Source organism: Nonomuraea sp. NPDC003560, from assembly GCF_042878785.1.
Lineage (GTDB): Bacteria > Actinomycetota > Actinomycetes > Streptosporangiales > Streptosporangiaceae > Nonomuraea.
The window spans coordinates 1050852-1064982 of sequence record NZ_JBIAOF010000003.1; the positions used below are offsets into that span (position 1 = coordinate 1050852).

The following is a 14131-nucleotide window of genomic DNA, read 5'->3' on the forward strand; positions in this document are numbered from 1 at the left end:
ATGGTGAGCAGAAACGGCACGCGCCCCGCTGGACGCCCCCAGCACCATTTCCGTGAACCTACCGCCGCAAGCGATCAGGGAATTCTATGGACACGCGTGCCGCCATGGACCCGAGCCCCAACGTCCTGGACACCTCGGCCGGCCTGGCGACCGTCGACATCGTCATCCCGGTGCTCAACGAGGAGCGGGCGCTGCCGGGCTGCGTGCGCACGCTGGCCGCGTTCCTGGAGGACAGGTTCCCGCTGCCGTGGCGCATCACGGTCGTGGACAACGGCAGCACCGACGACACCTGGCCCATCGCCACCCGGCTGGCCGCCGAGCACGACCGGGTGCATGCCCGCCGCCTGGACATCCGGGGCCGCGGAGCCGCGCTCAAGGCGGCCTGGCGGGAGAGCCCGGCCGACATCGTCGCGTACATGGACGTCGATCTGTCCACCGACCTGGGCGCGCTGTTCCCGCTGGTCGCGGCGGTGGCGAGCGGGCATTCCGAGATCGCCATCGGCACCCGGCTCGCGCACAGCGCCCGCACCCTGCGCTCGATCCGCCGCGAGGTGGTCTCGCGCAGCTACAACGCGCTGCTCAGGTACGGGTTCGGGGTCAGGTTCAGCGACGCCCAGTGCGGGTTCAAGGCGGCCAGGACCGACGTGGTCCGGCCGCTCATGGACAAGATCGAGGACGACGCCTGGTTCTTCGACACCGAGCTGCTGCTGCTGGCCGAGCACAACGGCCTGCGCGTGCACGAGGTGCCGGTCGACTGGATCGAGGACACCGACTCGCGCGTCCGCGTGGTCAGGACGGCGATCGACGACCTCAAGGGCCTGGCCAGGGTCGCCTGGTCGATGTCCATGGGCCGGGCCGACGTCGAGGTGGCGCGTTCGGAGCTCAGGCCCACGCATCCCGACGCGGTGGTCGCCCGGCCGAGGGCGGTGACGCTGGCGAAGTTCGCCTCGTTCGCCGCGATCGGCGTGTTCTCCGTCCTGCTGTACGCGCTCATCTACCTGCCGTTGCGCGGCGTCTGGGCGCCCGCGCCGGCCAACCTGGGCGCGCTGGTGCTCACCGGGTTCGTCAACACCGAGGCGAACCGGCGCTGGACGTTCAACCGGCTGGGCGGACGGCGTACCGCGATGCACTTCCGGGCGGCGCTGCTCTTCCTGGCGAACTACCTCCTGACCACCTCCGCCGTGCTCGGCCTGCGCAGCGTGTCGCCGGGGGCCGGGCGGCTGATGGAGATGAGCGCGGTGGTCGCCACGTACGGACTGCTCACCCTGATCCGCTTCACCGCTCTGGACCGCTGGGTCTTCTCCCGCACAAGGAACCAACCACATGGAAACCACTGAGATCCGCCGGCTGCTCGACCTTGAGGACACCCACTGGTGGTACCGCGAGCGCCGGGCGATCCTGCGCAGGGAGCTGCGCGAGCTGGGCCGTCCCGGACGGGCGCTCGACGTCGGCGCGGCCGGCGGCGGGAACACCCGGGTGCTGGTCGAGGCGGGCTGGGACGCCACCGCGACGGACTACTGCGAGACGGCGGTCGAGGTCGCCAGGGAACGCGGGCTCAAGGCCGTGCACGCCGACGCGCGGGCACTGCCGTTCGAGTCGTCGAGCATGGACCTGGTGACCGCGTTCGACGTGCTCGAACACATCCACGAGGACCATCTCGTCACCGAGGAGATCGCCCGGGTGCTGGCGCCCGGCGGGCACGCGCTGATCGCCGTCCCGTGCGACATGGCGCTGTGGTCGGCGCACGACGACGCCGTGGGACACGTCCGCCGCTACGGCCGCGACACGCTGACCGTCGTGGTGGAGAAGGCCGGGCTGAGGGTGGACCGGCTGTGGAGCTGGAACGTGCTGCTGCGTCCGCTGGTGGCCCGGCACCGGCGGCGGTCGAGGGGCAGCGACCTGCAGCGCACGCCCGCGGTGGTCAACGCGGGCCTGTCGATGGTGGTGCGCGCCGAGCGCTACCTGCCGGTCAGGTCGCTGAAGGGCGTGACGCTGTTCCTGCGGGCCAGACTGGGCAGGTGACGGGTTCCGCACCACAGGCCCGGGTCAGGTCTCAAGTCGATGTCCGGTGACGCGGACGGGCCCGGATGGTTCTAGGCTGTCGCGTGTGGTGATTCACGCCCTCCTCGCGGCCACCCTGGCCCTGACCGCCACGCCCGCGGCCGCCGCCCCGAAGATCGACTGCGCCCGGCTCAAGTGCCTGGCGCTGACCTTCGACGACGGCCCCGGCGAGCACACGGCGACGCTGCTCAAGGCGCTCAAGAAGGAGGGGGCCAAGGCCACCTTCTTCCTCGTCGGCAAGCAGGTCGAGCGGCGTCCGGCGCTGGCCCGGCAGCAGGCCGCCGAGGGGCACGCGATCGGCGACCACACCTACTCCCACCCCTCGCTGCCGACGCTGCGCGACGACGACATCATCGAGGAGCTGCGCACCACCCAGGCCCTCATCCAGGACGCCACGGGCCGGCGGCCGACGATGTACCGCCCGCCCTACGGGCACACCGACGAACGCGTGCTGCGGATGGCCGACCAGCAGGACCTCGCCGAGATCCTGTGGACGGGCACCACCCTCGACTGGAAGCTGCGCGACGCCAAGAAGATCAAGGCGACCGTGCTCAAGCTGGCCAAGCGCGACGGCGTCATCCTCATGCACGACACGGTCCCGCAGACCGTCAAGGCGATGCCCGAGATCCTCAAGGAGCTCAAGAAGCAGGGCTACACCCTCGTCACCGTCCCGACGCTGCTGCGCGGCAAGGGGCCCGACTCCGGACTGAGCTACTTCTGAGCACGTCTCCCTCCTGAGTGCTGGAACCATGGAGAGCGTCAGCCCCGCCGCCGCACGTCCCAGGCCGTGGGTCGCCCTCGTCACCTTCCTGATCATTCAGGCGGTGCTCGCCTGCTGGTGGGCGGCCTTCTACCCCGGGCTGTTCAGCCGCGACTCGGTGCTCTATCTCAGCCACACGATCGTCGGCCCGTGGGTGAGCGATCACTCGGTGGCCTACGACGCGTTGTTGTGGCTGAGCTTCACCAAGACGGGTGACCTCGGGGCGGTCACGTTCGCGCAGACCACGGCGATGGCGGGGGCGCTGACGTACCTGGCGCGGTCGCTCTGCGCGCTGGGGGCGCCGCGGTGGGCCACGACGCTGGTGGCGGTGCTGGCGCCGGTGACGCCGACGGTGGGGGCGTTCACGGTCACGTTGTGGAAGGACGTGCCGTTCACGATCTGCGCGATCATGATCGCGGGGGTCTGCGCGCGCATGGCCGCGCACCGGCGGGTCTCCCTGGCCGGGCTCGGCGTGCTCATGACGCTGCTCGGGCTGTTCCGCGCGAACGGCTTCCTGGTGGTGGGCATCGCCGTCGTCGTCCTGCTGGTGGTCGTCGCCACGCGGCGGGTCCGGCTCGCGCTCGTCGGCACGGTGGCGGCCGCCGTGCCGCTGCTGCTCACGAACCTGCTGTTCCCCCGGTTCGGCATCACGCCGCCGTCCAGCACGTACGTCTACCACACGGCCTACGCCGACGTGGCGGTGGCGTTCAGGGAGCGGCCGGAGCTGTTCACCGAGCAGGACAAGGCGCTGATGACCTCGGTCGCGCCGCTCAGCAGGTGGTGGGAGGGCGGCACCTGCGCCACGGTCAACCTGCTGATCTGGCGTCGCGACTTCAGCTGGCCGGCCGCCGACGCGCACGCGGGCGAGCTGCTCGGCCTGTGGGAGCGGTTGCTGACCAGTGACCCCGGGATGATCGTCGGCACCCGCCTGTGCCGGGGGGCGATCGCGTGGAGCCCGGTGCAGGACCCGTACGTGGTCGGCGGGATGACGTACCGGTTCTCGCGGCGGCCCACCGCCGACACCTACGTGGGGCCCGGCAAGGTGCCGGACTTCGCCGGCCGGGGGGTGTTCTCGCTCCGGCCGTTGTCGGCCGAGCTGAACCAGGTGGCCGAGCCGTGGCTGACGGGGGCGCTGCTCCCGCAGTGGGACTGGGTGTTGTGGCGGGGAGCCTCGTGGGCCTACCTGTCGTACGCGGCGGTGGCGCTGGGGGCGCTGGCCCTGCGCAACCGCTACGTGGCCGGGGTGGCGGCGGTCGTGGCCGGGCAGCAGCTCGCCGTGCTGGCCAACATCTCGGCCCAGGACTTCCGGTACATGGCCGCGCCGATCTTCGTCGGGCTGCTGCTGGTGCCGCTGCTCCTGGCGAGCGCCGGGCGGCTGCTGCGCGCCGCGGCCCGGTCGGCGTGGCGCGCGCTGCGCCGGCCGGCCCCGCCCGCCGCCAAGACCGGGCCGGACGACCAGGGCGGCTAGGCCAGGCCCTGGCCGTCGGGCAGCCGGGTACGGCCCGGCAGCCGCACCACGGTGACGAAGAACTCGTCGATCTGCCGGATGACGGCCATGAACTGCTCAAGGTCGACGGGCTTGGTCACGTACGCGTTGGCGAACAGCTTGTAGCTGCGCAGGATGTCCTCCTCGGCCGAGGAGGTGGTCAGGACGACGACCGGGATCGCCCGCAGCTCCGGATCGCCCTTGATCTTCTCCAGCACCTGCCGCCCGTCGTACTTGGGCAGGTTGAGGTCGAGCAGGACGAGGTCGGGCCGCGGCGCGCCCACGTGCGCCCCGCGCTGGTAGATGAAGTCGAGCGCCTCCAGGCCGTCGCGCACGACGTGGAGGTTGTTGCGGATCTTGTTGTCCTCGAACGCCTCGCGGGTGATGAGCTCGTCACCGGGATCGTCCTCGACCAGGAGCACTTCGATGGGCTGGACGGTCATGCGGTTGCTCCTTCGTCGGTGACGGCGGGCAGGGTGAAGCTGATCCGGGCTCCCTCGGTGTGGCCGGTGTCGAGCCAGATCGTACCGCCGTGGTTCTCCACGATCTTCTTGCACATCGCCAGGCCGATGCCGGTGCCGCTGTAGGCCTCCCGGCTGTGCAGGCGCTGGAAGATGATGAAGATCTTATCGGCGAACTCGGCCTCCACGCCGATGCCGTTGTCGATGACCGAGAACAGCCACTCGTTCTCCCGCTGCTCGCAGGTGATCCGGATGCGCGGGGCACGGTCGGGGGCGCGGAACTTCAGCGCGTTGCCGACGAGGTTCTGCCAGAGCATGCCGAGCATGGTGGGGTCGCCGATCACGTTGGGCAGCGGGTCGGGCCGCTCGATCTCGGCGCCGGTCTCCTCGATCACCGCCGACAGGTCCACCAGCGCCTTGTCGAGCGACTCCGCCAGGTCGACCGGCTTGCGGTCGTCGTACAGGCGGCCGACGCGGGAGAAGGTGAGCAGGTCGTTGATCAGGACCTGCATGCGGGTGGCGCCGTCCACGGCGAAGTGGATGTACTGGAGGCCGCGCTCGTCGAGCACGTCGCCGTAGCGCTTCTGGAGGAGCTGGCAGAACGTGGCGATCTTGCGCAGCGGCTCCTGGAGGTCGTGGGAGGCGACGTAGGCGAACTGCTCCAGCTCGGCGTTCGACCGCCGCAGCTCCTCTGCCTGGGCGTCGAGGCCGGCCGCCTGCTCGCGCAGCACGACGTGCTGCTTGCGGAACTCTTCGAGGGCGAAGACGATCTTCGTCCGCATCGACTCCACGTCCTGTGCGACCTCGCGGATGTCGGCCGGCCCGGTGACCGGGATCGCACGGTCGAAGTCGCCGGCGGCGATGTCGCGGGCGGCCTCGCGCAGCTCGTCGAGCGGACGCCCGATCGCCCGCCGCAGCAGCACCGCCATCGCGACGCCGGCCACCAGGAACAGGATCAGCATGATGACGAAGGCCAGGTTGCGGATCTGCTCGACCTGTCGCAGCTCCTCCTGGGCGCGCTGCCGGGCCTTGGCCAGCCGGTCGTCCTGCCGGTCGAGCAGCGCCCTGATCTGGTCGAAGGCGTGCTTGCCGCTCTCGATGCGGGCGGCGGAGATGACCCCGTCGGCCCGCTTGTCGGCGGTGAGCGGCTCGGCGTAGTCGCGCCGCCAGGTGGCCGCCGCGTCCCTGACCGCGTTCAGCTCACTGACCAGCTCCGGACGGTCGCCGATGAGCGCGGCGATGCGCTCGCGGCTGTGCCGCTCGGCTGCCACGCCCGCCGTGTACGGCTGGAGGAAGTCCTCGTTGCCGGTCAGCAGGAATCCGCGTACGCCGGTCTCCTGGTCGATCAGGGTGCTGCGCAACTGGGCGGCCTCGATCCTGGCCGGCGAGATGCGCAGGATGACCTGGTCGGACAGCCGCGCGGTGCGGTCGAGCATCACGGTGGCGACGACGACGCAGGTGACCACCAGGACCGACACGGCCGCGATCATCAGCACGAACCAGCCGTGGACGGTCAGCCGCCGCCAGCCCTGCTCGCCGCCACGCGTACGGGAAACCTTCTGCACGGCCTGCCTCTCCAGCACGGACGCCTGTTCGCTCACGATTCGTCTTTCCAGCGCAGGTGCACGACGGCGACGTCGTCGGCCGCCGCGTCGTGGACGGAGGCCGCCTCGACGTCGGCGAGGATCGCGTCGAGCAGTTCCTCGCTGCCCAGACCCGTCCACCGGGAGGACAGCTCCAGCAGGCCCTCCTCGCCCAGCCACCGCGGCGTGTCGCCCGGCAGCCGGCGCTCGAAGAGGCCGTCGGTGTAGAGCGTCACGCCGCCGCCCTCGGGCAGTTCCAGGAGGTCCTCCTCCCAGTCGGCCTCGATGGGCAGGCCGAGCGCGGGCCCCTGCCGCGGGTCGGCGAGGAGCACGGAGTCGGCCGTGTGCACCAGCAGGCCGGGGTGTCCGGCGCGCCAGACGCGCATCGTGTGCCGGTCGGGCTCCAGGACCACCGTGGACATCGTGACGAAGATCTCCGAGCCGGCCCGCTCGGCCCGCAGGATGCGTTCGAGCTGGCGCAGCAGCGGGACGCCGGTCATGCCGTTGAGCACCAGCGCCCGCCAGGCGATGCGCAGGCAGACGCCGAGCGCCGCCTCGTCGGGCCCGTGGCCGCAGACGTCTCCGATCACCGCGTGCACGACCTTGTCGTCGGTCTCGACGACGTCGAAGAAGTCGCCGCCGAGCGTGGCCGAGCCGCGGCTGGCCCGGTAGCGGGAGGCGACCTCCAGGGGCATCTCCTGCAGCAGCGGCGTCGGCAGCAGGCCGCGCTCCAGGCGGGCGTTCTCCTTGGCCCGCATGCGTGCGGTGTGCAGCGCCACGGCCGCCTGCTCGGCCTGCTTGCGCTGCATGGCGTAGCGCAGCGTGCGGCCCAGCCATTCGGCCTCGACCCGGCCCTTGACCAGGTAGTCCTGGGCTCCGGCGGTCACCGCGGCCAGGCCCGCGCTCTCCTCGGCCAGGCCGGTCAGCACGACGACCGCGGCGTCCCCGGCCTCCTCCAGCACCGACGACAGGGCGGAGAACTCGTAGGCGTCGGGCAGGCCGAGGTCGAGCAGCACGCACTGAGGGCGCAGCCGGGCCAGCGCCCTGCGGGCCTCGTCCACCGAACGCGCCCACTCCAGCCGGACGGCAAGGCCGCTGTCCTCCAGCAGCTCCTGGACGATCAGCGCATCCTGCGGATCGTCCTCCACGAGCAACACCAACGGCTGCCGGACATCCTCACTCGCATGGGCCATGTTGGCAATTGCACCCTTCGTCACCGGCACCGAGCTCTAACGAATCGACGCCTCAGGTGCCCCACTGCCCACTACGGCCAAGAAGTGGCCCAAACTCACACACTTTTCCCAAGAAACTTTCCGGTATGCGTCCACGAGCTGAGCAATCGTCACGGGCCGGGGTCGAGGGGGTCTGGCGAATCGACCTCCTTCCACCATAACCAACGCCCTGACCTGCATTAACCGCTCATAGCCGGACATGCGAACGGCCCGGAACCGTCAGCCGGTCCGGGCCGTTCGCACACGGCGTTATTCCCACTCGATGGTGCCCGGGGGCTTGCTCGTGACGTCGACCACCACCCGGTTGACCTCGCGCACCTCGTTGGTGATGCGGGTGGAGATGCGCGACAGGACGTCGTAGGGCACCCGGGCCCAGTCGGCCGTCATCGCGTCCTCGGACGTCACCGGCCGGAGCACGACCGGGTGGCCGTAGGTGCGGCCGTCGCCCTGCACGCCCACCGAGCGCACGTCGGCCAGCAGCACCACCGGGCACTGCCAGATCTGCCGGTCGAGGCCGGCGCGGGAGAGCTCTTCGCGGGCGATGGCGTCGGCCTCGCGCAGCAGCGCCAGGCGGTCGCGGGTGACCTCGCCGACGATGCGGATGCCGAGCCCCGGGCCGGGGAACGGCTGCCGCCAGACCATGGCGGGCGGCAGGCCCAGCTCTTCGCCGGCCCGGCGGACCTCGTCCTTGAACAGCGCGCGCAGCGGCTCGACCAGCTTGAACTGGAGGTCCTCCGGCAGGCCGCCGACGTTGTGGTGGGACTTGATGTTGGCGGTGCCCGTGCCGCCGCCGGACTCGACGACGTCGGGGTAGAGGGTGCCCTGGACCAGGAAGTCGACCGGGCCGTCGGCCATGATGGCGCGCTGCTCGTCCTCGAAGACGCGGATGAACTCGCGGCCGATGATCTTCCGCTTCTCCTCCGGGTCGGTGACGCCCTCCAGCGCCTTCAGGAAGCGGTCGGCGGCGTCGACGACGCGCAGCTTGACGCCCGTGACGGCCACGAAGTCGCGCTCGACCTGCTCGGCCTCGCCCTTGCGCAGCAGCCCGTGGTCGACGAAGACGCAGGTCAGCCGGTCGCCGATGGCCCGCTGGACGATCGCCGCGGCCACCGCGGAGTCGACGCCGCCCGACAGCGCGCAGATGGCGCGGCCGTCGCCGACCTGCCGGCGCACGGCCTCGACGGAGTCTTCGACGATGTTGAGCATGGTCCACGACGGCCGGCAGCCGGCCGCGTCGAGGAAGTGCTTGAGCACGGCCTGACCGTGCTCGGAGTGCAGCACCTCGGGATGGAACTGCACGCCGTACAGGCCGCGCTCGGGGTGCTCGAAGGCGGCGACCGGCGTCTCGCTCGTGGAGGCGGTGACCGCGAAGCCCTCGGGGGCCGCGGCCACGCTGTCGCCGTGGGACATCCAGACGGTCTGCGCGGCGGGCAGCCCCTGGAAGATGACGCCCTCGTCGAGCACCTCCAGCGCGGTGCCGCCGTATTCGGCGACGCCCGTGCGGGCGACCTCGCCGCCCAGCGCCTGGGCCATGGCCTGGAAGCCGTAACAGATGCCGAACGTGGGCACGCCGGTCGAGAACAGGCCGTGCGGCACGGGCGGCGCGCCTTCGGCGTAGACCGACGACGGGCCGCCGGACAGGATGATCGCCTTGGGCTTCTTGGCCATCATCTCCTCGACGGACATCGACGACGGCACGATCTCGGAGTAGACGTGGCACTCGCGCACCCGCCTCGCGATGAGCTGCGCGTACTGTGCGCCGAAGTCGACCACCAGCACTGTGTCGAATTCAGACACCGTGAGAACCCCCCAAAGGCGAAATGCGGTGCCTTCATTGTATCGGCCTCGGGTATTACGCCTGGCCTCACACCGTCACTCGTGCTAACACAGAACGGTGGATCTTGTCTGGCCGGCCTCGGCGTGGGCCCTGTGGTTCGCCGCGCTGGCCGCCGCGTTCGGGTTGACGACGCGCCGGGCCGCCGCGCCCCCGGCGGCCCCTGCTCCCCCGGCGCCGCCCGCCGTCGTCGAGCTCTTACGCGGGCTGCGGGCCGGTGAGGTCTTCCACGCCACGGTCTTCGAGCTGGCCAGGCGCGGGTTCCTGACGATCCGGGGCGACCGGCTCACGCTCTCCGCGACGGGCGAGGGGCAGGTGTGGCCGTACGAGCGATGGGTGCTCGACCGGGTGGCCGCGCGGATGGGCGGAGCGCCGCAGGCGCCGGTCGTCGCCCTGATGCCGGACAGCGGCGACCTCGACGCCGAGTTCGTGCCCCTGGTGCGGCAGAGCGCCATCGACCTCGGGCTGGCCCGGCGGCGCTGGCAGAGCATGCTCGTGCCGCTGCTGCTGGCCGCCGGGCTCGCCGTGCCCTGGTACGTCACCATCTCGCAGGCGGGCGTGTCGTGGCCCGGCTGGATCGCGACGGCGGGGGCGTTCGTGGCCGGGGCCGCGCTGCTGCTGGGCGGGCGGGGGTTCGTGCTGACGCCGCTCGGCCGTGAGGTCGCCGGGCCCGAGCCGGCTCCGGTGGACCCGCGGCAGGAGTGGATCTTCACCGGCGACGGGTGGCGCGGCGTCCTGGTCGAGCCCGCTCCGCGCGACGGCGGCGGGCCCAAGCGGCAGGAGGTCGAGGGGCGGGTGGTCAAGCGCTGGATCGTGACCGAGCACGGCGACGACCTGTCCTCCTCACGCACCTGTTACCTGGCGGTGCACGACGGCACGTCGGAGCGGGCGCCGGCGTACCGGGCCAAGGAGCGCGTCTACCAGGACGTGCTGCCGGGCGACTTCGTCCGGCTGCTGGTCAATCCGCGGCGCGGGAGCGTGGTGAGCGTGCTGTCCCACGAGCGCCGCTGGTAGCGCCGGGCAGTTCGCCGGCCAGCAGCAGCTCGGTCTGCCTGCGCAGCCGGTCGGCGAACTCGGGGTGGGTCAGCACGAGGAACCGTTCCTCGTGGATGGCCCGCACGACCAGGGCGGCCACCTCGGCGGGCTCGACGCCGCGCGCCATGGCCGCCCCGACGGCCTCGCGGGCGGCCGTCTCGTCGTCCGTCGGGGTGCTGACCAGGTCGGCCGGGCGGGAGCGGGCCGAGTCGTCGATCCGCGTCCTGACCGCGCCGGGGCACAGCGCGGTCACGCGGAGCTTGGAGCCCACGGCGGCCAGGTCCTGGGCCAGCGACTGCGAGGCGGCCAGCGCGGCGTACTTGGTGACCGCGTAACCGCCCGCGCCCGGCGCGGCGAGCAGCCCCGCCACGGACACGGTGTTGACGACGTGCCCCTCGGTGTCCTGTGCCATCATGCGCGGCACGAACGCGCGCACGCCGTGCAGCACGCCCCACAGGTTCACGCCGAGCAGCCAGGCGAAGTCCTCGGCGGTCCTGGTCCACAGGCGGCCGCCCTGGTGGACGCCGGCGTTGTTGCACAGCACGTGCACCGCGCCCAGCTCGCCGAAGCTCCGGTCGGCCAGGTGCTGCACGGCCGCCGCGTCCGAGACGTCGGTGACCTGCGTGAGCACCTCGCCCGGCCCGGCGGACGCCTTCCCCGCGAGCGCGGCCGTCTCGGCCAGCCCGCCGGGATCGACGTCGGCCAGCATCAACGCCATGCCCTCGGCGGCGAACCGGACGGCCAGGGCCCTGCCGATGCCGCTGGCCGCGCCCGTCACCACCGCGACCCTGCCGGACAGTTCACGCACCGCCTGAACCTCCCTAGCGCTCGCTCGGCTACCCCGACGCTACAGGATCGCGCCGATCAGGCCCAGGGGCGGCGAGCCGAGGTCGAACAGCGCCTTGTGGAAGCGCTGGAGCGTGAACCCCGCTCCCCACTGCGTGCGCGCCTGCTCGCGCAGGTCGAGGATGAGCAGCTTGCCCCAGGTGTAGCGGCCGTACGTCGGGTCGAAGGAGGCACGGCGGGCCTCCGACAGCGCGGCGGGACCGGCCAGGTGGGTGTCGGACTCGAAGCGCCGCGCGCCCTCCTCGACCGTCATCTGCCCGGTGTGCACGCCGATCGCGCAGGCCAGCCGGGTGACCCGGATCAGGGCCTCCACCCAGACGCCGATCTCGAACCGCGGGTCGTCGGGCGCGTAGCCCTCCTCGACGCACAGCTCCTCGGCGTAGTGGGCCCAGCCCTCGACGAAGGCCATCGACTGCAGCAGCCGCCGCACGTCGGAGGGGGCCCGGCGGAGCGCGCGGCCGTGCGAGAAGTGGCCGGGGGCCACCTCGTGCACGTTGATCGCGGGCAGCGTGGTGGCGCTGAAGACCTCCAGCCACTCCTCCTGGTCCTGCTGGCTCCAGGACGCGTCCGGCGGCGTGATGTGGTACCAGGACGGCCCCTCGGGCTCGCCCGGCGAGTTCCACGCCATCATGGCCATGGCCCAGCGGCGCGACTCCGGCGCCAGCCCGACCTGGCACTCGCCGTCGTGGTAGGGCACGAGGTCCTTCTCACGGGTGAAGGCGATGGCCCGTTCGGTGCCGACCCGGGCCGCCTCGATCACGCCGTCGGCGTCGGGGTGGTCCTTGACCAGCTCGCGCACGACGTCGAGGGGCCGCTCGGAACGTCCGAGCTTGGCGCAGGACTCGGCGAGCAGGCCCATGAGCCGGTCGCGTTCGGCGTCGGCGCGCTCGGCCAGCCTGCCCAGGTCGACCGGCAGGCCCTCGGCGCTGCTCATGAGCTTGACCAGGGCCGCGCCGCCGAGCGCGGCGTCGGGGTCGCCCTCGGCGGCGGCGCGGGCCACGTGGGCCACGAGCCTGCCGTGGGCCTCGATCGCGGCCTCGTCGGTGATGCCCGCGGCCAGGCCCTTGACCGCGCCCAGCAGGGACGTGGCGACCGGGGCCGCGACCTGGTCGAGCGAGGCGACCGCGGCGTCCACGGCGGCCGGCCACTGCGCGAGGTGGGCGGCCCTGGCGGCGGCGCGCTCGGCCTCGGGGCCGTAGTCGCGGTCGTAGCAGGCCAGGTCGAGGTTGGACAGGTGGATCAGCGGGTTCTTGCGGTGCAGCTCCAGCTCGCCGAACTGGACGCGCATGGCCTCCTCGAAGATCTGCAGATGCTCGGCGTCGTGCGGGTCGGCCGGCGCGTCGCCCTTGCCGAGGCGCGCCAGGCCGTCCCGTACGCCCTCGGGCGACAGGTCCTGGATCTGGCCGTCGTACTCGTGCCTGCCGCCCCCCTCGCGTGCCTCGGACACCATCAAATCGGTGATCGCGCGCAATCTGGGGTCAAGTTCCGTCATGTCGCCGACGCTAGCGCACACCCCTGATCCTGAGGACCCCGACGGAGCCGACCAGCGAGATCACGATCCCCACGACGAACAGCGCCGGATAGCCGCCCGTCCCCACCACGACGGCGGCGAGGGCGGGCGCCAGGATCTGCGGCCCGGCGTTGGCGATGTTGAGGACGCCCATGTCCTTGCCCGCGTCGCCGGGGTCCGGCAGCACCTTCGTCACCAGGGCCATGTCCACGGCCATGTAGACGCCGAACGCGATGCCGTGCGCGACGTTGTAGACGATCATGCCCTCGAACGTCGGCATCGCCAGCGGGATGCCCAGGAACACCGCCGAGGACAGCCCGGCGACCAGCGCGAACAGCCGGAAGCGGCCGAGGCGGTCGGAGATCGGGCCGATCACGAGCACCGCGAGCAGCGTGGCGGCCTGGCCGATGAGCATCAGCAGGCCCATCGTGGCGACCACCTCGCCCTTGGGGATCTTGATGAAGTCCTCAAGGAGGAAGAGGTTGAAGGTAAAGATGACGAAATATCCGAGCATGACGCCGAAACGCGACACGAAGGCCCAGGCGAAGTCCGGGGTCTTCAGCGGCCGCAGGAACCCGGCCAGGAACGCGCCCAGCCCGAACGGCTCGCGCGCCATCCCCACCGAGGACGTGTCCGGCGTCGCGACCACGACCAGCACCGCCGCGACCAGCAGCAGCGCCATCACCACGTAGTACGCCCCGCCGGCGGCCAGCTGCGGGAACACGATGAACATGATCGCCGCCGCGATCGTGGCCAGCGGCGTGCCGAGCCCGAACAGGCCGGAGTAGGTGCCGTACCGGCTCGGCGGGACCCGGTCGGGCAGGATCGCGGTCATGGCGGCCTGGTAGCCGTTCATGATGGTCTGCACGCCCGCCCAGCTGAGGCCGAGCATGAGCACGCTGCCCGCATTGGCCTGCGCGAACAGGGCGAGCACGCCGAGCACGACGCAGCCGAGTATCCACGGCGAACGCCGGCCGAAGCGCGACCTGGTCCGGTCGGAGATCTGGCCGAAGACCGGGTTGGCGAGCGTGGCCATGAGCGGGCCGATCGAGTTGGCCAGGCCCAGCGCGGCCACGTCGTTGACGCCGGTGATGCGCTGCACGTGAACGGGCAGGACGAACGCGCCCACGCTCAACCACAGGAACATGACGGCGACGTTGGCCAGCGGAAGCGTCAGGTAGAGCGGCCCGAGGCGCCGGGTGTCCCGGTGCGCGCCGCTCAGAACTTCAGCCATGGGGGGACCTCTCCGAGCGATGGTGATACGTATCACCGACGATTGCTCTGGACTGTAGGTCGCGCGGGAAGGGCTGACAAGACGCGCGT

General features: G+C 71.7%; 12 protein-coding genes. 5 read left to right on the top strand and 7 right to left on the bottom strand.

Annotated features, from left to right (window positions below; all coding sequences use genetic code 11):
* The first annotated feature begins 86 nt into the window (after positions 1-86).
* The 4 genes from ACFYUV_RS15755 (at position 87) to ACFYUV_RS15770 (ending at position 4289) form a co-directional block, all read left to right on the top strand.
* Entirely contained in the window at positions 87-1337 is a 1251-nt protein-coding gene (locus ACFYUV_RS15755; protein ID WP_358282230.1) for a glycosyltransferase, read from the top strand.
* Positions 1324-2022, top strand: coding sequence for a class I SAM-dependent methyltransferase (locus ACFYUV_RS15760; protein ID WP_364338183.1), 699 nt, complete (start codon positions 1324-1326; stop codon positions 2020-2022). The genes ACFYUV_RS15755 and ACFYUV_RS15760 overlap by 14 nt, the downstream gene beginning before the upstream one ends.
* Positions 2023-2107: 85 nt before the next feature.
* Entirely contained in the window at positions 2108-2782 is a 675-nt protein-coding gene (locus ACFYUV_RS15765) for a polysaccharide deacetylase family protein (RefSeq protein WP_387669191.1), read from the top strand.
* A 28-nt stretch (positions 2783-2810) separates the two neighbouring features.
* Positions 2811-4289, top strand: coding sequence for a hypothetical protein (locus ACFYUV_RS15770; protein WP_387669193.1), 1479 nt, complete (start codon positions 2811-2813; stop codon positions 4287-4289).
* Here ACFYUV_RS15770 and ACFYUV_RS15775 read toward each other — a convergent pair.
* From ACFYUV_RS15775 to guaA, 4 genes are all read right to left on the bottom strand, one after another.
* On the bottom strand, positions 4286-4750 hold the full coding sequence (locus ACFYUV_RS15775; RefSeq protein WP_352318742.1) for a response regulator: 465 nt from the start codon (positions 4748-4750) through the stop codon (positions 4286-4288). The genes ACFYUV_RS15770 and ACFYUV_RS15775 overlap by 4 nt on opposite strands.
* Positions 4747-6369 (bottom strand): CHASE3 domain-containing protein, encoded by a 1623-nt coding sequence (locus tag ACFYUV_RS15780; RefSeq protein WP_387669195.1) that lies wholly within the window; start codon positions 6367-6369, stop codon positions 4747-4749. The genes ACFYUV_RS15775 and ACFYUV_RS15780 overlap by 4 nt, the downstream gene beginning before the upstream one ends.
* A complete protein-coding gene (locus ACFYUV_RS15785) occupies positions 6366-7544 on the bottom strand; it encodes a fused response regulator/phosphatase (protein ID WP_358282222.1) in 1179 nt (392 codons plus the stop codon). The genes ACFYUV_RS15780 and ACFYUV_RS15785 overlap by 4 nt, the downstream gene beginning before the upstream one ends.
* Positions 7545-7832: 288 nt before the next feature.
* Complete coding sequence (gene guaA / locus ACFYUV_RS15790; protein WP_364338178.1) at positions 7833-9380, bottom strand: glutamine-hydrolyzing GMP synthase; 1548 nt, start codon at positions 9378-9380, stop codon at positions 7833-7835.
* A 97-nt stretch (positions 9381-9477) separates the two neighbouring features.
* Here guaA and ACFYUV_RS15795 point away from each other — a divergent pair, with 97 nt between their 5' ends.
* Entirely contained in the window at positions 9478-10431 is a 954-nt protein-coding gene (locus ACFYUV_RS15795) for a hypothetical protein (protein ID WP_387669196.1), read from the top strand.
* Here the strand turns inward: ACFYUV_RS15795 and ACFYUV_RS15800 are convergent.
* Genes ACFYUV_RS15800 through ACFYUV_RS15810 form a run of 3 tightly spaced genes read right to left on the bottom strand, consistent with a single transcriptional unit; the run spans position 10376 to position 14042 of the window.
* Positions 10376-11260, bottom strand: a complete 885-nt coding sequence (locus ACFYUV_RS15800) for an SDR family NAD(P)-dependent oxidoreductase (protein ID WP_387669197.1) — start codon at positions 11258-11260, stop codon at positions 10376-10378. The genes ACFYUV_RS15795 and ACFYUV_RS15800 overlap by 56 nt on opposite strands.
* Positions 11261-11299: 39 nt before the next feature.
* The gene (locus ACFYUV_RS15805) at positions 11300-12790 is read right to left on the bottom strand and encodes a DUF885 family protein (protein ID WP_387669198.1); all 1491 of its coding nucleotides are present in this window, start codon (positions 12788-12790) and stop codon (positions 11300-11302) included.
* A gap of 10 nt (positions 12791-12800) precedes the next feature.
* Positions 12801-14042, bottom strand: coding sequence for an MFS transporter (locus ACFYUV_RS15810; protein ID WP_387669200.1), 1242 nt, complete (start codon positions 14040-14042; stop codon positions 12801-12803).
* Positions 14043-14131 lie beyond the last annotated feature (89 nt).